Consider the following 19,578-nt stretch of genomic DNA (forward strand, 5'->3'; position numbering starts at 1 on the left):
ACTTGACCAAGCAACCACTTTGAAAAAATACGTCCTACTATTACGCTCCTCCCGAAGGGTGATCTTGGGGGATCGGGAGTTCTCCCATGGACTGATGAATAAGGGGGGCGTGTGTCGACGTCTGAGAACGGCGCCGAAGCCGACAGACCGATGCTGGTGTCGGTGGTGATCCCGGTGTTCAACGGGCTACCCGATCTCGGCGAGCAGCTCGAAGGGCTTGCCCAGCAAGATTATTCGGGCCCGTTCGAGGTGATCATCAGTGACAACGGCTCGACCGACGGCCTGCGCGCATACCTCGACGGGCATCCACTGACCAACCGGCTTCGGTTGCGCCACATCGACAGTTCCGCGCGTCCGGGCGGTCCGTACGCCCGCAACGCGGGGACCGCCGCGGCGGCAGGTGATTTCATCGCCTACACCGATCAAGACGATCGTGTGCACGCCGGGTGGTTGAGCGCACTGGTCGGCGCGGCAGCGGAGTACGACGCCGTCGGCGGTCCGATCGAGACCGAGACGCTCAACAGTCCAAAGGTGGCGGCCTGGCGACCCACCCCCGCACCCGAGCAGCGGTTCACCACGCAGTACCTGCCGTTCGCCCACGGCAACAACATCGGCATGTGGCGCAGTACTTTCGACAAACTCGGCGGCTACGACGAGACCATGCTCGGCGGTGGCGACGACGTCGACATCTCCTGGCGCATCCAGCAGGCCGGACTCACCCTCGGACACGTGCCCGAGGCGATGGTCGCCTACCGGCTGCGCACGACGTTGCGCGCCACCTGGCGCCAGGCGGTCGGCTATGGGCGCACCTCGACCGAGGTCTACGTCAAACATCGCCCGCTCGGCTGCCGGCGACTGCCACTCTCGATGACCTGGTTGGCGCTGCTGATCGTGCTGCGGCACAATCCGCTGATTCCGTTCACGCGCACGCGGATCCCCACCGGGCTGTGGGTATTGCACGCCGGTGTGCTGGTGGGGCGGATCGGCGCCAGCGTGCGGCATCGCACTTTCTACGTGTAGCGCGACTGGGGAAGCACTGGGGACAACCTCGCCGAATTGTGCAGGTTCACCAGTTCCCTTATGGCGCTATCGATCCCGGCGCTGCGGCCCACGATACGTCAACATCTTCGCTGCTACAGCGCGCCTGATTCCTTGCTCCGTGACTATGGGCGACTTATCGTTTCTTGCACATTAGAGCTCGAAATGTCCCCATTTACGTCACATTTGATCACTGATCAGTACGCCGGCCCCTACTGCTCAGGCTATGAGGAGCGCCATGAAGAATCAAAGAAGACTCACCATGTTCGGGGCCGCGGTAGCAATCGCACCCCTGCTGGCGGTTCTGTTTCCGGCCGGAACAGCCAGCGCGCACGGCTACATCTCGTCGCCGGCCAGCAGGCAGGCGCAGTGCGCGGCGGGCAGCGTGTCCTGCGGTCCGATCAAGTACGAGCCGCAGAGCGTCGAAGGGCCGAAAGGCTTGCGCAACTGTCACGGAAACAATGCCCAATTCGCCGAACTCAACGACGACAGCAAGCCGTGGAAGGTGCATTCCGTCGGCTCGTCGGCGTCGTTCACCTGGACGAACACCGCGCGGCACAGCACGTCCAATTGGGAGTACTACATCGGCGGCACCCGGGTGGGTGTCTTCCCCGGCAACAACCAGCAGCCGGGTCAAACCGTCACGCACAACGTGAATTTCGGCGGCATCTCCGGACGCCAGAAAATGCTGGCCATCTGGAACATCGCCGACACCGCCAACGCCTTCTACGCCTGCGTGGATCTGAACATCGGCGGCGGTTCGAACCCGACCACCACGACGGTGCCGCCGACCACCACCACGACGACACCGCCGACCACCACGGTGCCGCCGACCACCACCCCGCCCACCGGCCGACAGTGGGCGGTAGGCACCAGCTACGCAGCAGGCAACGAAGTCGCCTACGACGGTGCCCGCTACCTGTGCCGCCAAGCACACACCGCGAGCCCCGGCTGGGAACCCCCGAACACCCCCGCCCTATGGCAAAAGCTCTGACCTGACGCAGCTGTCCCGGACCTCGACGCCGAGGCCCGGGACAACCGCCTGCCCTTGCCGTTGACCTACCCGGCGCCACACACAGAACGCGAGGTGGTCATGCTTCGGCGGCTACTCGGTTTCCTTCGGATGCCCGGCCAAGCATCGCTCCAGTAGTACCCGGCCGGCATATTTGCTGCCCTTCGGCGCATGTTCGATGAAGTACCACAACCGACCGCCGTCGGTGATTTTGTACTGGTACCGCTCGTAGGCCTGCCCTTGGTAACTGCCATAACGCAATTGCCCCTTGAGCGGGTAGAGCCTCGGTGACTGCACGTCTGGAGCACGCGTGAGCGTGTCCCAGGCGTCGACCATCGCGTTTCGCGCCACAGCGAGACAGTCGATCCAGCCCTTCTGGGCCTCGCTGGTGATGAAGGCGATCTGATATTCGGTTCGTTTGAGCGGTCGCGGCACATCGTGCCGCTTGCTCATTCACCACCCCTTGGGTTACGCACCACCACCGGTGTATCGAGATAGGTGAGGTCCGTGCCGTCCACCCGGACCCTCGGGTCGGCGTGTGCCGCAGCGGTATCCCGCCACGCCGCCAAGGTGGCGGTCAGCCCGGCGAGCTGCCCGACAGCGAGCCCACCCCGCGCATGGTTGAGGAAGTCGGCTACGAACTCGGGGCGTTCCGACTCGGGCAGTAGCTCGATCCAGGGGAAGGTGATCGTCAACCGTCCGACCAACCGTTCGAGGATTTCGTCATCGAGTGCGATCGCCAGCAACTGGGTCAGGGCACCGAGTGTCTCCTCCGTCGCCGCCGACTCCGCCGCATCGGACAGTCGAACCGGCGGCGCGGAGCGACGAACGAGGATCACATCCCCGTTCTCTTCCATCGTCTCGATGACCCGGTTCGGGTCGCGAAGGAACTCCGACCAGGTAGCTGTCGCACTCATCTACCCATTATGTCAGAACTAGTTCTGAAGTCGAAATAAACTCCTTATCGCAGGTCAGCACATCGAACTACGGTCGGGTCAGGGCTGCGTAGCGGGCCAGGTGGTGGTCGGTGGGGCCGAATTCGTGTTCGATGGCGGTGAGGCGTTTGAAGTAGTGGCCGATGGCGAGTTCTTCGGTCATGCCCATGGCGCCGTGTAGTTGGACGGCGTTCTGGCCGATGAAGCGGGCGGCGCGGGCGATGGTGACCTTGGCGGCGGCGATGGCGCGGGCGCGGGTGGGGGTGTCGGCGTCCAGGGAGTAGATCGCCAGGTAGACGGCGGCGATTGCTTGTTCGAGTTCCATGTACATGTCGACCATGCGGTGTTGCAGCACCTGGAAGGCGCCGATGGGCTGGCCGAATTGCTTGCGCTGCTTGACGTATTCGAGGGTGTCGGCGAGCACTGTGCGCAGGCAGCCGACGGCCTCGGCGGCGGTGGCGGCGATGGCCTCGTCCACGGTCGGTTCGATGGCGACCCAGGCGGTGCCCTCGACGCCGAGCAATGCGTCGGCGGGCAGGCGGAGGCCGGTGCAGATCAGGTCGGCTGCGACGCGGTCGTCGATGGTGCGGTACGAGTGCACCTCGAGGCCGGCCGGTGGGTTGTCCGCATCGAATGCGGTGTGGAACAACGAGATACCGTGCTGGTCGCGGCGATTGCCCGCGGTGCGCGCGGTGATCAGCAGGTGGGTCGCCAGCGGCGCGCTGGTCACCACGGTCTTGGTGCCGTCGAGCACCCACGAATCACCGTCGCGCCGTGCGGTAGTCGACACGTCGTGCAAGGTGTGCCCCGAAGTCGGTTCCAGGGCAGCGAAAGCGGTGCGCACATCGCCGGACACGATCTGCCGCAACAGTGCGTCGGCCTGCTCACCGCCGGACCGGTTCAACAGCCCGGCCCCGATCACGACCGTGTCCACGAACGGCTCGACGACCAGTGCCCGGCCGAGTTCCTCGGCGATCACCATCAATTCGACCGGGCCGCCGCCCATTCCGTCGACCCGCTCGGGCAGGGTCGCGCCCAGAATGCCGAGCTCGTCGGCGAATCCGCGCCACACGGCGGGCTGCCAGCCCGCGCCCACCTTGGCCGCATGACGGCTCTTCGCCAGGTCGTATCGGGCGCCGAGGAAGCCGGCGATCGCGGTGCGGAGCAGTTCCTGCTCGTGGGTAAGGGTGAAGTCCATCAGAGCCCCAATGCTGCTTTGGCGAGGATGTTTCGCTGAATTTCGTTGCTGCCCGCGTAGATCGAGCCTGCCCGGTCGTTGAAGTAGCGCAGCGGCGCGACGGCCTGCCAGTCCGCGCCACTGCGGTAATCGTCGGCGGGCGGGGTGAACTCCGCGATCGGCCCGCCGGGCGCGGTGGCGTGCGGCTGGTACACCCGGCCGCGCGGGCCGGCGGCCGTCAAGGCCAGCTCGGTCAGTTTCTGGCTCAGCTCGGTGGCCAGGATCTTCAGCATCGAGGAGGCCGGCCCCGGATTCTCCCCGCGCGACATCGCCGAAATCGTGCGGTACTCCAGGATTTCGAGCACCTCGGTACGAATACGCGCCTCGGCGAGCCGCGCCGCGAACGCCGGATCATCGATCAGCGAAGCACCGTCCGGGCCGGGTTGCTCCGCCGCCGCGACGGCGATCTCCTGCGCCATCGCCTGCAGGTACGGCGCCATCGCCCCACCGCGCTCGTGCACGAGCAGGTATTTCGCGACCGTCCACCCCTCGTCGATCTTGCCGAGCACGTTGCTCTTCGGCACCCGGACGTTGTCGAAGAAGACCTGGTTCTGCACCTGCTCGCCGGAGGTCATCACCAGCGGCCTGATCTCGATGCCCGGTGTGCGCATATCGATCAGCAGGAAGGTGATGCCCTGCTGCTTCTTGCCGGTACGCGAGGTACGCACCAGGCAGAAGATCCAATTCGCCTCGGTCGCATGGGTAGTCCAAATTTTGCTACCCGTGCACACGAGATCGTCGCCGTCCTCGACGGCCGCCATCGTCAGCGACGCCAGATCGGACCCGGCCTCCGGCTCCGAATACCCCTGGCAGAAAAAGACTTCGCCGGTCAGGATCCGCGGCAGATAGAACGCCTTCTGTTCGGGCGTCCCGTACGCGATGATCGCGTGCGCCACCATCTTGATCCCCATCGGCGACAGCGCGGGCGCCCCCGCCAGCGTCGACTCCCGCGTGAAGATGTAGTGCTGCGTCAAACTCCAATCGCAGCCGCCGTACTGCACCGGCCACGCGGGCGCCGCCCAGCCCCGCTCGTGCAGAATCCGCTGCCACTCCATGCTCGCCTCGTGGTCCGGGTACACGCTGGTCGCCAGCCGCCCCGCCCGGCGCAGTTGCGGCGTCAGCTTCGCCGCCAGAAACTCGCGCACCTCGTCCCGAAATGCCAAATCCGCCGCTGACCAGTCGTAATCCATCTGCCCTCCCGGAGGGTGTGCGCAGTGCGTCGCGTCCGGCAGGCGGCCGAAGCGAGACCGAGCGAAGTCGTGTCTCCCGCACTGTAGCAAAACTGATGTCGGGTGCCAGCACTTGCCGAGCGGTATTGACGGCAAGGAGTCGCTCGCACCGCCGACTGCTCGGCAAGTGCCGAATCACGCCTGCGCCGAAGCAGTCGAACCGGGGCAGCACGGCACCGAGCGGGTGCTAGCAATCCTCGACTGCGGCCTTGACGTAGCCGACGGACTGATAGAGGTAGTCGTATGCCCAGCGCAGCACCGACAGCCGGGGTGCGGGGTCGACGAAGAGAAGCTCACCGGCCCAGCACTTTCCGAGGATGTATCGGGCGCGGGAAATGTGCGGGGTGAAGGTGACCACGATGACGCGCCGCCAACCGCCCGCCCGCGCCAGGCGGGCGAGTTCGCGCCCCTCGCCCCGGGTGGTCCTCGGCGAGGGATCGAAACAGATCACCTCGAAGCCGTAACTACCGCGGCAGATTCGATTGATCATGACGCTGTTCTCGTACGGGTCGGAGATCAGCACTCGCGGGGCGAACCCCTCGGCGGCCAGTCGAAGGCCCAGCTGTTCACGCCCGTCGTGCGCGCCACCGAGGACGAGAACGGCGTCGGCCGGGGTCGGAGGATCGGTGCGGGGACGGACGTACACGGGCCAGAGGGCAACCCCGGCCACGGCGAGCACGACGACGAGGACCAGGCAGGCCCTGACCCATCGGCGACGTCGCATCCGATCAATGCTAGCCATATATACGCAGGTCAGGGCCGCCAGCATGGGATCTGTCGCCACATGTACACCTACCGTTGCCGTGACCCTTGCCTCGGTGACGTGGTGCGGCCACCGGCGGGGCTTATCAATCGATCATGCGATGCACAGTCTTCGGAACCGGGTACCTCGGGGCCACGCACGCAGCGTGCATGGCCGAGCTCGGGCATGACGTCATCGGGGTGGATGTCGATCCTGGCAAGGTCGCGAAGCTGTCCGATGGCGTGGTGCCGTTCTACGAACCCGGTCTCGAGGACGTGCTGCGGCGCAACCTCGACACCGGCAGGCTGCGCTTCACCACCTCCTACGCCGAGGCGGCGGCGCACGCCGACGTGCATTTCCTTGGGGTGGGGACGCCGCAGAAGAAGGGCGAGTACGCCGCCGACTTGAAGTACGTGCACGCGGTGGTCGATACCCTCGCGCCACTGCTGGAACGTCCGTCGGTGATCATCGGCAAGTCGACCGTTCCGGTCGGCACGGCCGCCGCGCTCGGCACCAGGGCGCGCCAGCTGACCTCGACCGACGTCGAGGTGGCCTGGAACCCGGAGTTCCTGCGCGAGGGCTTCGCGGTGAAGGACACGCTGCGCCCGGATCGCCTGGTGCTCGGGGTGGATCGGGAGCGGGCGGGCGCCGGCTGGGTCGAGGACATGGTGCGCGAGATCTACGCGGAGCTGATCGCCGCCGAGGTGCCGTTTCTGCTGACCGATTTGGCCACCGCCGAATTGGTGAAAGTTTCGGCGAATGCCTTTCTGGCAACAAAGATTTCGTTCATCAACGCGGTATCGGAAGTGTGCGAGGCGACCGGCGCCGACGTGACGATGCTGGCCGACGCGCTCGGTTACGACGCCCGTATCGGACGCCGATTCCTCAATGCCGGACTGGGTTTCGGCGGCGGTTGCCTACCCAAGGATATTCGGGCTTTCATGGCCCGCTCCGGTGAACTCGGCGCCGACCACGCGGTGGCATTCCTGCGCGAGGTGGACAACATCAACATGCGCCGCCGCACCAAGGTGGTGGACATGGCGGCGCGCGCCTGCGGCGGCTCGCTGCTCGGCGCGAATGTCGCGGTGCTCGGCGCGGCGTTCAAACCGGAATCCGACGATGTTCGCGATTCGCCCGCGCTGAATGTGGCGGGCATGATCCAGCTGCACGGCGCGGTGGTGACGGTGTATGACCCTAAGGCGCTGGAGAATTCACGCCGGGTGTTCCCGACCCTGAACTACGCGACCTCGGTGGCGGAGGCCTGTGAGCGAGCCGACGTTGTGTTGGTGCTCACCGAATGGGACGAGTTCACGTCGCTGCGCCCGGAGGATTTGAATAGGGTAGTTCGGACAAAATCCATCATCGACGGGCGGAATTGTCTCAATCGTGCCAACTGGCGGTCGGCCGGATGGGTGTACGCGGGACTCGGTACGCCGTAGAGTTGCGTCGCGAAGGCGGGGACTACTGCCGGACGATTAGTCCTGCCGTATGCACGGTCGCTCTTCGACGGTATGGTCCGGGGAGCGGGCCTTCGCGCGGGCTCGCATGTCGTGAAGTGTGAACGAGATGGGCAGCTGATGAGTTCGGTACTGGGAGTTTCGGTGGGGGCCGGCGCTGTCCGTATGGCGCGGCCACACACCGGGAATCCCCACGGCCACGTCGAGGCGCACTCGTTCGATCTGCAGACCGTTCCGGTGGCCGGGCAGACCGTGGAGGAGCTGGCCGCCGAGGCCGTCGGCGTCACGCTGGAGACCACCCCGGACATCATCGCGACCGCCATCGCCTACCGCAGCGAGCAGCACGCCCGCGCGCTCCGCGCGGCTATGGCACGCCAGCAGCTGACCAACTACGAACTCGTCCCCGAGGTCGTCGCCGCGCTCGAATTCGCGCAGTCCACCGGCGACATTCGCGGTATCTCCTCCCTGGTCGTCTACGACCTCGGCAGCTCAGGGCTCACCGTGAGCGTGGTCGACACCCAGTCGCGTGAGGTCCGCTACAGCGAACGCACCAGCGATATCAGCGGCGACTACCTCGACTCGCTGATCCGCGAACAGCAGATCGCCTCCGGCCGCATCGCGCACCCGCCGGACGCGGCTGGCCTGGCCGTCCTGGACGGGCTGTGCCGCGAAGCCAAGGAACAACTGTCCTCCAACACGGCCGTCGCGCTGCCCAGCGAACAGGGCCTGGTGCTGCTGGCGCAGGAGAACTTCGAATCGCTGATCATGCTGGCGATCGAGTCCTCGGCGCGGATGGCCCGCGACGTGATCACCCGCTCCGATCGGCCGGTACACGGCGTGCTCGCGATCGGCGGCTGCGCGCGGATTCCCCTGGTAGCCAGGGTGCTCGAACGGTGGATGGGTGTTCCGGTGATCGTGCCGGAGAGCCCGGAGACGGTGATCGCCCGCGGCGCGGCGCTGCTGGCCAGGCCGGTGGTGCCCGAGCCCGTGGTCAGTGCCGCGGCGCTGGATGCCGAGCTGTCCCCCGCCTGGTTATCGGCCCCGCCCGCACGCCGCAAGCGCGAGATCAGCGGCGCCGTGCTCACCGTCAGCGCGCTCGCGGTGGTCGCCGCCATCGGGCTCGGCCTCGGCTACGGTCCCCAAGTGCTGCAACGCGATTCCCACAGCGAGGGCTCGCCGTCGACGCCGACGACCAGCGCGCCGCGCACCACCACGCACGACCCGCAGATCGCGGTCGCCCCCGCCACGCCGACGGAGACCGCTGCGGAGTCGATCGCCGCGCCACCGCCGCGCCGCCCGACCACGGAGGCTCCGCCGCCGCCCGCGCCAGGCCCGAACACCATTGTGGTGCCCGGACTTCCGCCGATCGTGGTCCCCACGATCCCACCCGAGGTCTTCCCCTTCCCGCCACCGCCCCCGCGCTAGTCGGATCACCCCCGCGCTATACGGACCAGGACAGTCCGACGACCGCCCGCCGGCACCGAACACTGTGCGGCAGCATCGACGCGCACGACTCCCCGCGTGCATGCGGCACCCCACGTGCGTGCGGCACCCCACGTGCATGCGGCACCCCACGTGCATGCGGCACCCCACGTGCATGCGGCACCGCAGTGGGCGTGCGGCACCGCAGTGGGCGTGCAGCACGTGCGCCAGGGGTCAACGCGTGGAATCAGTTGCGCGCGTGCCGAGCTCGACGCGGCGGCGCGGCTGGCTTCCCCCGCGTACCGAACGGGCGGGCGAGCATGACAGCGATGCCCGTGGTCAGCGGGACGGACAGGGCCAGCGCGATGCCGCCGACGGACGAGCGGGCGATCTCGATGGCGACCGCGTCACCGGTCAGCACATCACGAATGGAGCGGCCGGCGACGCTGAACAGCAGCAACAGCGGCAGCGCGCCACCGGCGTAGGCGAGCACCAGGGTGTACACGGTACTGGCGATGTGGTCACGCCCGACTCGCATGGCGGCCGTGAAAACCTCTCGCCTGCTGGCGGACTCGTCGATCGCGGCCAGCTCGAACGCGGCCGAGGCCTGCGTGATGGTCACGTCGTTGAGCACGCCGAGCGAGCCGATGATGAACCCGGCCAGCAGCAGCCCGGTGATGCTCACGTGCTCCAGGTAGGTGGCGACGTTGGTGTTCTGCTCCTCGGAAAGCCCCGTCAGATGCGTGATCTTGATGGCGACCCAGGACAGCACCGCCGCGACGACCATCGAGGTCAACGTGCCGAGCAGCGCCGAACTGGTGCGCAGATTCACTCCGTGCGCGAGATACAGCACGGCATAGAGGATCAGGGAGCCCGCCACCAACGCGACCGGAATCGCGGGCTTGCCGTCCAGCAGCGCGGGCAACATGAACATCACCAGCACGGCGAAGGCGAACACCAGCCCGAGCAGCGCGCGCAGGCCGCGCCAGCGCGCCACCACCACGATCACCACGACGAAGACCACGAAGATCAGCGTCAACGGCAGGCCGCGCGCGTAATCCTCGAACGAATACATCGGGGTGCCGCTGGGATCGGTCTGCCGTACCAGCCTGATCTCGTCGCCGGCGCGCAGATCGGGTTGTCCTGGGCCTGGCGGGATTTCGAACAGCGTCTTGTTGCCCTGGTGCGGCCCGGACTCGATGGTGATCAGGCTGCGCTGGCAGGTGTAGGCGTTGGTGCGCGGCGGCTCGGGCTTGTCCACGAACACCTTGCCGATGGAGGTGCTGCCGCACGGACCGACGTCCTGCATGACCACCGTGCCCGCCTCGGTCTGCACCGCACCGCCGCCCGCGTTCTGCATGGGCAGCGGGATGTCGATGTGCTGTTTGTCCGGCCACAGCATGACGGTGCCGAGCAGCACGATCGCACCGATGACGGTGAGCAGGCCGACGACGACGCGTGCGGCGGTGTCACCGATCGCGATCGGACCGGAGTGGTCGTGGTGATGATGATGGTCGCTCATGACCGCGCGGGGCTCCTACCCTGTCCGTCGTTGCACTGGGGTCGTTCCCCAGCGGGCAGGAACGGCTGTTGCGCCCCGAGTCGGCTGCCCGCAGCCGAGCTTAAAGGATTTCATTTTCAAAAGCGCCGCGGCGAACGGAAAGGGCGGCGGGAGTCGGCGAGGTAGCCGGGAGCGGGTTCGGAGGGGGCGGCGGAGAGCAGGGGGATGTCTCCGCCGCCCACAGGCCGGCGGCCCAGGGGGGTAGGCGGCCGAACCCGAGACCGGGTTAACCCAGGGGGGTAGGCAACCCGGTCGGGCACTCGAAAGTGCCAAGTCCTACTGTACACAAAAGTACTTCTAATGCGCTAGCTAGTCTCCAAACTTCGCATATATCCATACATTCGGTCGGTTTATGCGCTAGAAGCGGGGCGGCGCGGCGGCCCGCGCCGGTCGCAACTCTATTGGCGATAGCTCGACAAGAAGTTGCCGAAGCGCTCGATAGCTACCGCGAGATCCCTGGCCCACGGCAGCGTCACGATCCGCAGGTGATCGTGGTTGGGCCAGTTGAAGCCGGTCCCCTGCACCATCAGGATCTTCTCCTGCAGCAGCAGATCCAGGATCAGCTTCGAATCGTCATGGATCTCATGCACATTCGGATCCAGCCGGGGGAACGCGTACAGCGCGCCCTTCGGCTTCACGCACGACACACCGGGAATCATGTTCAGCCGCTCCCAGGCGACGTCGCGCTGCTCCAGCAGTCGCCCGCCGGGCAGGATCAGGTCCTCGATGCTCTGATGCCCGCCAAGCGCGACCTGAATCGCATGCTGCGCAGGCACATTCGGGCACAGTCTGGACGAGGCGAGCAGGTCGATGCCCTCCAGCAGACCCGACGCGTGATCCTTCGGACCGGTGATGGCCAACCACCCGGCGCGGTAGCCCGCCACCCGGTACGCCTTGGACAGGCCGTTGAAGGTCAGGCACAGCAGATCGGGCGCCACCGAGGCCAACGAAATGTGCTTGGCGTCGTCGTAGAGGATCTTGTCGTAGATCTCGTCGGCGAGCAGCAGCAACTGATGCTTACGCGCAATATCGACGAGTTGCTGAAGAATTTCCGCAGAATATACGGCGCCGGTCGGATTATTCGGATTGATCACCAGCAAAGCCTTGGTCTTGTCGGTGATCTTCGATTCGATATCGGCGATGTCGGGCTGCCAGCCGCTGGACTCGTCGCACAGGTAATGCACCGGCGTGCCACCGGCCAGGCTGGTCATCGCGGTCCACAGCGGATAGTCCGGCGCCGGAATCAGTACCTCGTCACCGTTGTCCAGCAGCGCCTGCATGGTGATGGTGATCAGCTCGGAGACACCGTTGCCGAGGTAGACGCTGTCCACGTCCAGCTCAGGGAAACCGGGCACCAGCTCGTACCGGGTGACGATGGCGCGCCTGGCCGACAGGATGCCCTTGGATTCGGAGTAGCCCTGGGCATACGGCAGCGCAGCGATGATGTCGCGCATGATCACATCGGGGGCTTCGAAGCCGAACGGCGCGGGGTTGCCGATATTGAGCTTGAGGATGCGATGACCCTCGGCCTCCAGCCGTGCTGCCTGCGCATGTACCGGTCCACGAATCTCGTAGACGACGTTCTGTAGCTTCGTGGACTGCTCCAGCACGCGCGGCGGGCGATGCGGTAGATGACTTGGGCTCACCCGTCCCATGGTGCCATCCGCGGCAAATGGATAAACCGCCGCTCGCCGTCAATTGCCCGTATTTCACTGGGTAGCGATGAGCGGCGCGCGGCGATGTGATCAGTACCTCAGGAAGGGGAGTTGCCAGGAGGTATCCCCTTCGCGGCCGTCGTGCCGCAGAATTCCTCGATCCGCTCGTCCAGGAACCGCGCCTCGACCGCATCCCGGAAATCCGGGCCGGCGATCCGCCTGCGTACCCCGGTCAGCCGCTCCTCCAACTGCGCGAGGCGCTTGTCCTCGGCCAGACCGAGCACCGGCCGCAGTGCCTCGGTGGCGCCGTCGAGGCTGCCGTTGATCAGATGCGCCGCGGCACAGTCGACCCGGGCCAGCGATTCGGCACCGTAGGACCGTTGCTCCGACGGCCCGCTCGCGTACAGCTCGATCGCCCGCTGGGTGGCGGCCAAGGCGAGCTCGGCCTCCCCGAGATGGATGTAGGTGGCACCCGCGTAGTACTGCGCCTTGGCGTCGTTGAAGCCGAACACCCCACCCACCTCGTCGTGCAGGGTGTCGGTTTCGGACACCTCGCGGGCATCGTCGGCGGCGCGGATGCAGCGGTCCGCCTCCGCGGGACTGCCGAGCCGAGACCAGATTCTGGCCTCGATATTGAGCAGGCGCACCTTCGCCGTCGCCGACTCCGCGAACTCCTGCCCGCTCTGCGCCAGCAGCACGCCCCGGCGCGGCCGCTCCGACCAGTACTCGATCAGCGCGTGCATGCCGCGGGTCCAGGCCCGCAACCCGTTGTGGCCACACAGTTCGGAGTAGGCCCAGGCCGCTCTGATCTGTTCGCCCGCCGAGTCGTAGTAGCCGAGATCGGTGCTGGCGTTGGCGAGCAACCCGGACAGGGTGCCCGCCAGCATGTACAGATGGCTGGTGTCGACGGGCCGTTGATGCCCCTCCAGCAGCCGGTACACCCGCCGCCGGACCCGGAGCATCTCGACCATCATCGGCACCGGGGGCACGTGCACATAGTCGTTCGCGATGCGCGTCACGTCGGCATCGAGTTGCTCCAAGGTGGTAACGCCCAAGTTTGTGCTCTCCGCGTGGCCAGCGTGCTCGCTGGCCTCATGGGCAGCCGCCATGATCAGATCCCTCTCCGAAATCGCTGCTAACGCATCACCTCTCATCGCACCGGCGTCTATGAGAGCCAAAAGTTCCGCGTCGCTCGAATAGTGGACGCGCGCCGAGGTATCGGCGGACGCATCGATTCCAGGCGGGGTCGGGCGGTCGGCCATCGATGGATCGATCATGGCCGCAAACCGTGCCCGCACAACGTCGTCCGACCTGGCCAGGGAGGTATCGAGAGCGGCTTGATTGATCGGACGTGGATGGACGCGGACGCCGCCGGCCTCCCACTTCGACACCAGGCGTTCGTGCACCCCGAGGTGTGCCGCGAACTGCCTGATGCTCATGCGCTTGGCATCGCGAAGGGCACGGGCCTCTTTACCTGACCATTGCCGGACCACGATGTCATCCCTTCCGAAAGAACTCTTTCCCAGGGTACGAGGGGTTTGTGAGCACGGCTACATACGAAACAGAGCTGGTATCAGAGGCAGCGGAAAGGCAGCAGAAGGCGGGCGTGCGGGCAATACCGAAACCGGGGCGCGACCGGGACCCTTGAGCAGGGAGGCAAGGAGTTCGCCGTGAATGTGGAGAAACTCAGGACTGTTGACGATTGGGTTGCGTTCTATCGGCACGAGTTCGGGCTACCGGTGACCGAGCGTGGCGGCTTCGTCATGCTGCCGATCACCGGCCGCGTTTGCGTTGTCCACTTGCCTACCGCCCGTGCCGAAAAGGTACGGGCCGCACTGGATCAGCAAGGGGCCAGGGGGCCCATGCTGGCCAGGCAGATCCGGTGGAGCTTTCTGGCCGAACCGGACAGCCGGCCGGGAACGCAGGTGTTAGAGGTGCTCAACCGCCTCGACATCGGCATTCCCGCCATCGGCAGCGCCGTGATGTTGCCGACCGGCCTCGGACGGTGGACCCGGGAAGGGTGCTTCTGGGTATCCCCGCCGAGGCGCGGCGACACGCTGCCACCGCTATCCGTCATCATCACGACGGCGCTGGCGGTGGGGGCGGGCGGCGGGGACTGATCACGCGCCGCGATCGGTTCCCGTTGCCGCCCGGCGCTTTACCGGACCGAATCCGCCCCTTTCTCGGCAGTCGACGGGGCGGACTCGGGCCGGTGCCACCGCATCCCTGCGCTGAAGCGAGCCATGGCGAGGAAGTCGCTTTAGTGTTGAGGGATGGGTGGTGATCGGCTGAGCGACCTGCGCGGGACGTATCAGGTGCGGTCGCACCAGATCGTTCCCGCGTCGGCCGCGGCCTTCGTCGGCCTGGATGTCATCCGCTGCTTCGGCTTCGACGTGCTGGAACCGAACCCGGTGCGGCGCAGAAAGATCCCCGGCGGCACGGTGAAGATCGTGTTCGCGCTGGAGGGGACCTTCGAGGGGCGCGACCTCGACCCGACCGCACTGGTCATCGGCCTGCACGACCGGGCGGGAACGGCCGGGCATGCCGGACGGATGCGCAGCGTGCAGGTGCAACTCGATCCGCTGACGGCGCACCGGTTACTCGGCGTACCGATGGACGAGTTACGTAATGGCGCGGTCGAACTCGCCGAGTTGCAGGGGCGGTCGGTGCGGCACCTGGCCGAGCGACTTGCCGAGACAGCCGCGTGGCCGGATCGATTCGCGTTGGTCGCCGACTATTTCCGCGCGCGGTCGCGCGAAGCCGACGACAGGGCGGATCGGGCGGTCACCCATGCGGTCCGGCAATTGCGGAGTTCCGCGGGCAGGCTGCCGGTAGCCGACCTGGTCACCGAAAGCGGCTGGAGCGCACGGCATTTCCGACGCCGGTTCGCCGAGCAGGTCGGGCTGCCACCGAAGGACTACGGTTCGCTGCTGCGCTTCTCGGCCGCGCTCACCGCGCTGACGAACGAACCGGCGCGCGATATGAGCGTGCTCGCGAGCGATTTCGGCTACTACGACCAATCGCATCTGATCCGGGATTTCCAGCGCTTCGCCGGGGCACCGCCGGGCCGCCTGCTCGGGTCGGCGTGACCCATTCGTCCAATACCGCGGCGGTCGGCGCGACATAGCGTGCACGGGACTCGACCGTGAAGGGCAAGCAGCGATGTCAGCTTCACCGATCACCGTGCGGATAGCCGTCTTCGGCATCGGCATCCACGCGATCAACCATGTACTCGTCCTACTGTTCTCGCCGTTCAGCTGGAACGTCGGCACCGTTTTCCATCTCACCCACGGACCGCTCTACGCCGCCTTGCTTGTGCCGATTCTGCGCGGCAAGAACTGGGCGCGGATCACCATCACGGTGCTGCTCGGCGGCCAGTTCCTCGGGCGGTTCGTGGTGTGGGTGATGTTTCCCAGTACCGGCGCGCACCTGGCGTTGATCGGCGGGTGGGCGCTGTCGGTGGTGGTGCTCACGCTGCTGTGGGTGCCCGGTTCGACGCGACGGTATTTTCGTCGGAACCGTGCGGTGCCGCAGCCGGTCGCGGAAGTGACCGACTGAGTGGGTCTAGCTCGGTCGCGATTCGGCGGCGTCCACCACGGCGGCGGGCAGCGGGAAGTTCAAGTAGGACTTCGACGGTGTCGGACCGCGCTGGCCCTGATACTTCGAGCCCGCGGTGGCGCTGCCGTAAGGATGTTCGGCCGGACTGGTCAGCCTGAGCAGGCACAGCTGGCCGATCTTCATGCCGGGCCACAGCGTGATCGGCAGGTTCGCCACGTTCGAGAGTTCGAGGGTGATGTGGCCGCTGAAACCGGGATCGATGAAACCCGCGGTCGAATGGGTCAGCAGACCGAGCCTGCCCAGACTCGACTTGCCCTCGAGCCTGCCCGCCAGATCGTCCGGCAGCGTGCACACCTCGAGCGTGGAGCCAAGCACGAACTCGCCGGGGTGCAGCACGAACGGCTCACCGGGGGCGGGCTCGACCAGGCTGGTCAGCTCGTCCTGGCGTTGCGCGGGGTCGATGTGGGTGTAGCGGGAGTTGTCGAACACCCGGAACATGCCGTCCAACCGCACGTCGATACTCGACGGCTGGATCAGGCTCGCCAGGAGCGGCTCGACGCCGAGACGCCCAGCGGCGATCTCCGCACGGATGTCGCGATCGGAAAGCAGCACGCCGAGCAGCGTAGCGCCTGCTGATCCGCGCTCTTCAGGCGCACAGTGGCAGTGCGGTGCCAGTCGGTGCCGACCGCGCCGTCGATCCCGGTTCCTCAGCCGATCCACAGCTTCGAGATGAGATCGTGGAGGGGTGACCACGAATTCCACACCGGGCCGGAGCTGGAACATGGTCCCGACGCTCACCGTGCTCGCCGCGGTTCTCGCCGTTTTCGCCGTCGGACTGACCAGCAATGTCCTCGCGAAAAACGGGCTCACCGCGATCGACTCGCCGATCTCGGACTGGGCCGTCGCCCACCGCAACGGCACACTCACACCGATCGCGATCACCGTCAGCTATCTCGGCGGCACCGTCGCGATGACCATCCTGGTGGTGCTCGCCGTCATCATCTACGCCCGGCGCGGCCAGTGGCGGGAGGTCGCACTGGTGATCGGCACCGGTCTCGGCTCATGGGCGCTGGTCGACGGCGGTAAACACCTCATCGGCCGGGAACGCCCGCCCACGGTCAACCACGTCATCGTCAAGACGAACCTGGCCTATCCCTCCGGTCACAGTCTCGGATCGATGGCTGTCATCGGGGTCCTCGCGGTCCTGCTGATCCCGCAGGTACGCCGGCCCGCGATGCGCTGGGTCGCCGGTGTCGCCGCCGTAGTCTTCATTGCGGCAGTAGGACTTTCCCGCATCTATCTCGGCGTGCACTGGCCGACCGACGTGCTCGGCGGCTGGGTGCTCGGTGCGCTGCTGGTCACCGTCTGCTTCGCCGGTTATCGGCAGCTCGAACGGCGTCAGAACGTTGCGGCCGTACGGCCACTCTCCGAAAGCCGCACCGGCTGACCGGCTATCGATGCGAGCCCAGTGGTCGGGCACGGCGATGGGAGCGCTGGCTATCGTGGTCCGCGTAGCGCCGACAGCGGAGGGAGTTGATCGAGGGCGTGGCTTCACCCATTGGTGCGCATGTCCTCGTGGGCGGTGGGCTGGTCAAGAAAGGGCTGCGCGAGGCGCGGGAGATCGGCGCCGAGGCGATCCAGTTCTTCGCGGGCAACCCGAGGGGCTGGCGGCAGCCGGCCGGCGACCCGCACGACGCGGCGGCGTTCCGCGCCGCCTGCGCGGACTCCGGCATGCCGGTGTTCGTGCACGCGCCGTATCTGCTGAATTTCGGCTCGCCGGACCCGGCCGTGCTGGCGAACTCCGCGCAGGCGCTGACCACCATCATGCGGCGCGCCGGCCTGGTCGGGGCGGCGGCGGTCATCGTGCACGCGGGCTCGTCGGTGCGCCAGGAACTGCGCGCGCACGCACTGGGTCGCCTGCCTGAACTCTTCGCCCCGCTGCTCGACGCCGCACCACCCGGCGTGCGACTACTCATCGAACCCACCTGCGGCGGCGGCGCGGCGCTGGCCTCGACCGTCGACAGCACAGTCGAGTACTTCGCCGCCCTCGACGACGAGCGGATCGGCCTGTGCATCGACACCTGTCACCTGCACGCGGCAGGCGAAGACATCACCACCGCTTTGCAGGCCGTAGTCACGAAGCTGACGGACGCGATCGGCCCGCACCGACTGGACCTGATCCACGCCAACGACAGTCGCGACCCGGCAGGTTCACACCGCGACCGCCACGAAACCCTCGGCAAAGGCACCCTCGGCGAAGACACCTTTCGCGCGCTGTTCACCATCCCCCAACTCCATGACGTCCCCATCCTGGTCGAGACCGCGACCACCGGCGCCGACATAGCGCTGCTGAAGCGGCTACGAGACGAAGTGCGGCAAGCTGATTCGCCCATCCTCGACGACAGTTCGCCGAGCGTCCGACCCGCGCCGCCGGGTGCACGGCCCCGGCCGGTCGAATAAGGTCTTGGCGGCGAGGGGGTTTCGCGTTGTGCCGTGCCCCCGCCGGAGCGGGTCGAGGAGGCGTCGTGGTGCTGGTGGACGGATCGGTCGAGCGCGGATTCGAGGCGGTTCGCGACGCGTTCGCGCACGCACAGTCCCAGGACGAGGGTGCGGCACAGCTCTGCGTCTATCGGAACGGCCGCGTTGTCATCGATCTCTGGGCCGGGCAGGACCCGATCTCCGGTATGAGGTGGGACGCGGATTCGCTGTCGGTGCTCATGTCGGTGTCGAAGGGGGTGACCGCAACCTGTGTGCACATGCTCGTCGAACGGGGACAGCTCGACTTGTCAGCACCCGTCGGCGAGTACTGGCCGGAGTTCGCCGTCGGCGGGAAGACAGACATCACCGTCGCCGAACTGCTGGCGCACCGCGCGGGCCTGGCCGGGTTCGAACCGGAGTCCGGCATCGGTGCCCAGGAGTTGACCGACTGGTCGCTGTGCACCTCGGCCTTGGCCGCCATGACCCCGCTCTGGCAGCCCGGAACCGCGTTCTACTACCACTCCATCACCTGGGGATACCTGGCCGGTGAGCTGGTACGGCGGGTCACCGGCAAGAGCGTCGGCGACTTTCTCGCCGCGGAGATCGCCGAACCGCTCGGATTGAGCCTGTGGATCGGGCTGCCCGAAAGCGAGGAGCACCGGGTCGTTCCCCAGTTCGCCCGCAAGGAACAGCCGAACGCCGCGCAGGTCGCCGCGGTTCTGCGTGGGATGGGGATCGACGTCGACGCGCGCTTGATCCGCACACTCCTCGCCGCCGTCGCGACCAGGGAGGACGGCGTCGCGCTGCTCAACACCCGCGCGGGGCACGCGGCCGAGGTACCCGCGGGCAACGCGATCGGCAACGCCCGCTCGCTGGCGCGGATGTACGCGGCGACCATCGGCGAGATCGATGGTGTCCGCCTGCTGAGCTCCGCGACCGTCGATCGAGCACGGCAACCGCAAACCGACGGCCTGCGTGGTCCGGCGCCCTTGGATGTCCTGCCGGTAACCCACCGCTTCGCCAACGGCTATGAAATCCCCGGCCCCGCCCACGCCATGCTCGGCCCCGGCTCCTTCGGCCACAACGGCACCGGCGGCCGAATCGCCTTCGCCCACCCCGAATCCGGCATCGCCCTCGCCTACACCTGCACCCACATGATCTGGGACGACGTCGCCGGACCCGACCCCCGCTGGCTGCCCTGGATCGCGGCGCTGCACGAGGCGCTTGCCTGACGCGGCAACGCTGAGACATCCG

The 19,578-nt window shown here is 66.9% G+C and carries 19 protein-coding genes; 10 read left to right on the forward strand and 9 right to left on the reverse strand.

The features are described from left to right. Nucleotides 1-111 precede the first annotated feature (111 nt). Complete coding sequence (locus tag ACIHA7_RS23695; RefSeq protein ID WP_397293159.1) at nt 112-1,020, forward strand: glycosyltransferase; 909 nt, start codon at nt 112-114, stop codon at nt 1,018-1,020. Nucleotides 1,021-1,276: 256 nt separating this feature from the next. Next, complete coding sequence (locus ACIHA7_RS23700; RefSeq protein WP_135233886.1) at nt 1,277-2,032, forward strand: lytic polysaccharide monooxygenase; 756 nt, start codon at nt 1,277-1,279, stop codon at nt 2,030-2,032. Between the two features lie 111 nt (nt 2,033-2,143). Here the strand turns inward: ACIHA7_RS23700 and ACIHA7_RS23705 are convergent, their stop codons facing one another. The 5 genes from ACIHA7_RS23705 to ACIHA7_RS23725 form a co-directional block, all read right to left on the reverse strand. Next, nucleotides 2,144-2,503 carry a hypothetical protein gene (locus ACIHA7_RS23705; RefSeq protein WP_397293160.1) on the reverse strand — a complete coding sequence of 120 codons (360 nt, stop codon included), beginning with the start codon at nt 2,501-2,503 and terminating at the stop codon, nt 2,144-2,146. Then, nucleotides 2,500-2,967 (reverse strand): hypothetical protein, encoded by a 468-nt coding sequence (locus ACIHA7_RS23710; protein WP_397293162.1) that lies wholly within the window; start codon nt 2,965-2,967, stop codon nt 2,500-2,502. Before ACIHA7_RS23710 ends, ACIHA7_RS23705 begins: the two co-directional genes overlap by 4 nt. Nucleotides 2,968-3,034: 67 nt before the next feature. After that, a complete protein-coding gene (locus ACIHA7_RS23715; RefSeq protein ID WP_397293163.1) occupies nt 3,035-4,183 on the reverse strand; it encodes an acyl-CoA dehydrogenase family protein in 1,149 nt (382 codons plus the stop codon). Beyond that, a complete protein-coding gene (locus tag ACIHA7_RS23720; RefSeq protein WP_397293164.1) occupies nt 4,183-5,412 on the reverse strand; it encodes an acyl-CoA dehydrogenase family protein in 1,230 nt (409 codons plus the stop codon). The genes ACIHA7_RS23715 and ACIHA7_RS23720 overlap by 1 nt, the downstream gene beginning before the upstream one ends. A 226-nt stretch (nt 5,413-5,638) precedes the next feature. Next, nucleotides 5,639-6,175 (reverse strand): YdcF family protein, encoded by a 537-nt coding sequence (locus ACIHA7_RS23725; protein ID WP_397293165.1) that lies wholly within the window; start codon nt 6,173-6,175, stop codon nt 5,639-5,641. Between the two features lie 134 nt (nt 6,176-6,309). Here ACIHA7_RS23725 and ACIHA7_RS23730 point away from each other — a divergent pair, with 134 nt between their 5' ends. Both ACIHA7_RS23730 and ACIHA7_RS23735 read left to right on the forward strand, forming a co-directional pair. Next, nucleotides 6,310-7,632, forward strand: coding sequence for a UDP-glucose dehydrogenase family protein (locus ACIHA7_RS23730; protein WP_397293166.1), 1,323 nt, complete (start codon nt 6,310-6,312; stop codon nt 7,630-7,632). A 138-nt stretch (nt 7,633-7,770) separates the two neighbouring features. Then, the gene (locus tag ACIHA7_RS23735; RefSeq protein WP_397293167.1) at nt 7,771-9,075 is read left to right on the forward strand and encodes an Hsp70 family protein; all 1,305 of its coding nucleotides are present in this window, start codon (nt 7,771-7,773) and stop codon (nt 9,073-9,075) included. 244 nt (nt 9,076-9,319) lie between these two features. Here ACIHA7_RS23735 and ACIHA7_RS23740 read toward each other — a convergent pair whose 3' ends face one another. From ACIHA7_RS23740 to ACIHA7_RS23750, 3 genes are all read right to left on the reverse strand, one after another. Next, nucleotides 9,320-10,594: a YibE/F family protein gene (locus ACIHA7_RS23740; protein ID WP_397293168.1), complete on the reverse strand. Its 1,275-nt coding sequence runs from the start codon at nt 10,592-10,594 to the stop codon at nt 9,320-9,322. A gap of 437 nt (nt 10,595-11,031) precedes the next feature. Further along, a complete protein-coding gene (locus ACIHA7_RS23745; protein ID WP_135233893.1) occupies nt 11,032-12,288 on the reverse strand; it encodes a pyridoxal phosphate-dependent aminotransferase in 1,257 nt (418 codons plus the stop codon). Nucleotides 12,289-12,386: 98 nt separating this feature from the next. Next, the gene (locus tag ACIHA7_RS23750; protein WP_397293169.1) at nt 12,387-13,727 is read right to left on the reverse strand and encodes a helix-turn-helix domain-containing protein; all 1,341 of its coding nucleotides are present in this window, start codon (nt 13,725-13,727) and stop codon (nt 12,387-12,389) included. Nucleotides 13,728-13,958: 231 nt separating this feature from the next. On the opposite strand from ACIHA7_RS23750, the gene ACIHA7_RS23755 reads away from it, so the two are divergent. The 3 genes from ACIHA7_RS23755 to ACIHA7_RS23765 all read left to right on the forward strand — a co-directional run bounded on the left by ACIHA7_RS23755 (nt 13,959) and on the right by ACIHA7_RS23765 (nt 15,846). Further along, nucleotides 13,959-14,408 carry a hypothetical protein gene (locus ACIHA7_RS23755; protein ID WP_135233894.1) on the forward strand — a complete coding sequence of 150 codons (450 nt, stop codon included), beginning with the start codon at nt 13,959-13,961 and terminating at the stop codon, nt 14,406-14,408. A gap of 153 nt (nt 14,409-14,561) precedes the next feature. After that, the gene (locus ACIHA7_RS23760) at nt 14,562-15,377 is read left to right on the forward strand and encodes a helix-turn-helix domain-containing protein (RefSeq protein ID WP_397293170.1); all 816 of its coding nucleotides are present in this window, start codon (nt 14,562-14,564) and stop codon (nt 15,375-15,377) included. Nucleotides 15,378-15,450: 73 nt separating this feature from the next. Further along, complete coding sequence (locus ACIHA7_RS23765) at nt 15,451-15,846, forward strand: hypothetical protein (protein ID WP_397293171.1); 396 nt, start codon at nt 15,451-15,453, stop codon at nt 15,844-15,846. Nucleotides 15,847-15,852: 6 nt separating this feature from the next. Here ACIHA7_RS23765 and dcd read toward each other — a convergent pair whose 3' ends face one another. After that, the gene (dcd, locus tag ACIHA7_RS23770; RefSeq protein ID WP_397293172.1) at nt 15,853-16,458 is read right to left on the reverse strand and encodes a dCTP deaminase; all 606 of its coding nucleotides are present in this window, start codon (nt 16,456-16,458) and stop codon (nt 15,853-15,855) included. Between the two features lie 133 nt (nt 16,459-16,591). Here dcd and ACIHA7_RS23775 point away from each other — a divergent pair, with 133 nt between their 5' ends. The 3 genes from ACIHA7_RS23775 to ACIHA7_RS23785 all read left to right on the forward strand — a co-directional run bounded on the left by ACIHA7_RS23775 (nt 16,592) and on the right by ACIHA7_RS23785 (nt 19,556). Next, complete coding sequence (locus ACIHA7_RS23775; RefSeq protein WP_397293173.1) at nt 16,592-17,293, forward strand: phosphatase PAP2 family protein; 702 nt, start codon at nt 16,592-16,594, stop codon at nt 17,291-17,293. Nucleotides 17,294-17,391: 98 nt separating this feature from the next. Next, the gene (locus tag ACIHA7_RS23780) at nt 17,392-18,306 is read left to right on the forward strand and encodes a deoxyribonuclease IV (RefSeq protein WP_397293174.1); all 915 of its coding nucleotides are present in this window, start codon (nt 17,392-17,394) and stop codon (nt 18,304-18,306) included. A 65-nt stretch (nt 18,307-18,371) separates the two neighbouring features. After that, nucleotides 18,372-19,556, forward strand: coding sequence for a serine hydrolase domain-containing protein (locus tag ACIHA7_RS23785; RefSeq protein WP_397293175.1), 1,185 nt, complete (start codon nt 18,372-18,374; stop codon nt 19,554-19,556). Nucleotides 19,557-19,578: the final 22 nt, after the last annotated feature.

The organism is Nocardia sp. NPDC052316, assembly GCF_044547795.1.
In the GTDB taxonomy this organism is placed as follows: Bacteria; Actinomycetota; Actinomycetes; order Mycobacteriales; family Mycobacteriaceae; genus Nocardia.

Excerpts from the sequence above, each read along its gene's own strand:
- ACIHA7_RS23700 (WP_135233886.1), top strand. The coding sequence starts at position 1,277 with ATGAAGAATCAAAGAAGACTCACCATGTTCGGGGCCGCGGTAGCAATC.
- ACIHA7_RS23705 (WP_397293160.1), bottom strand. The coding sequence starts at position 2,503 with ATGAGCAAGCGGCACGATGTGCCGCGACCGCTCAAACGAACCGAATAT.
- ACIHA7_RS23710 (WP_397293162.1), bottom strand. The coding sequence starts at position 2,967 with ATGAGTGCGACAGCTACCTGGTCGGAGTTCCTTCGCGACCCGAACCGG.
- ACIHA7_RS23715 (WP_397293163.1), bottom strand. The coding sequence starts at position 4,183 with ATGGACTTCACCCTTACCCACGAGCAGGAACTGCTCCGCACCGCGATC.
- ACIHA7_RS23720 (WP_397293164.1), bottom strand. The coding sequence starts at position 5,412 with ATGGATTACGACTGGTCAGCGGCGGATTTGGCATTTCGGGACGAGGTG.
- ACIHA7_RS23725 (WP_397293165.1), bottom strand. The coding sequence starts at position 6,175 with ATGCGACGTCGCCGATGGGTCAGGGCCTGCCTGGTCCTCGTCGTCGTG.
- ACIHA7_RS23730 (WP_397293166.1), top strand. The coding sequence starts at position 6,310 with ATGCGATGCACAGTCTTCGGAACCGGGTACCTCGGGGCCACGCACGCA.
- ACIHA7_RS23735 (WP_397293167.1), top strand. The coding sequence starts at position 7,771 with ATGAGTTCGGTACTGGGAGTTTCGGTGGGGGCCGGCGCTGTCCGTATG.
- ACIHA7_RS23740 (WP_397293168.1), bottom strand. The coding sequence starts at position 10,594 with ATGAGCGACCATCATCATCACCACGACCACTCCGGTCCGATCGCGATC.
- ACIHA7_RS23745 (WP_135233893.1), bottom strand. The coding sequence starts at position 12,288 with ATGGGACGGGTGAGCCCAAGTCATCTACCGCATCGCCCGCCGCGCGTG.
- ACIHA7_RS23750 (WP_397293169.1), bottom strand. The coding sequence starts at position 13,727 with ATGAGCATCAGGCAGTTCGCGGCACACCTCGGGGTGCACGAACGCCTG.
- ACIHA7_RS23760 (WP_397293170.1), top strand. The coding sequence starts at position 14,562 with ATGGGTGGTGATCGGCTGAGCGACCTGCGCGGGACGTATCAGGTGCGG.
- ACIHA7_RS23765 (WP_397293171.1), top strand. The coding sequence starts at position 15,451 with ATGTCAGCTTCACCGATCACCGTGCGGATAGCCGTCTTCGGCATCGGC.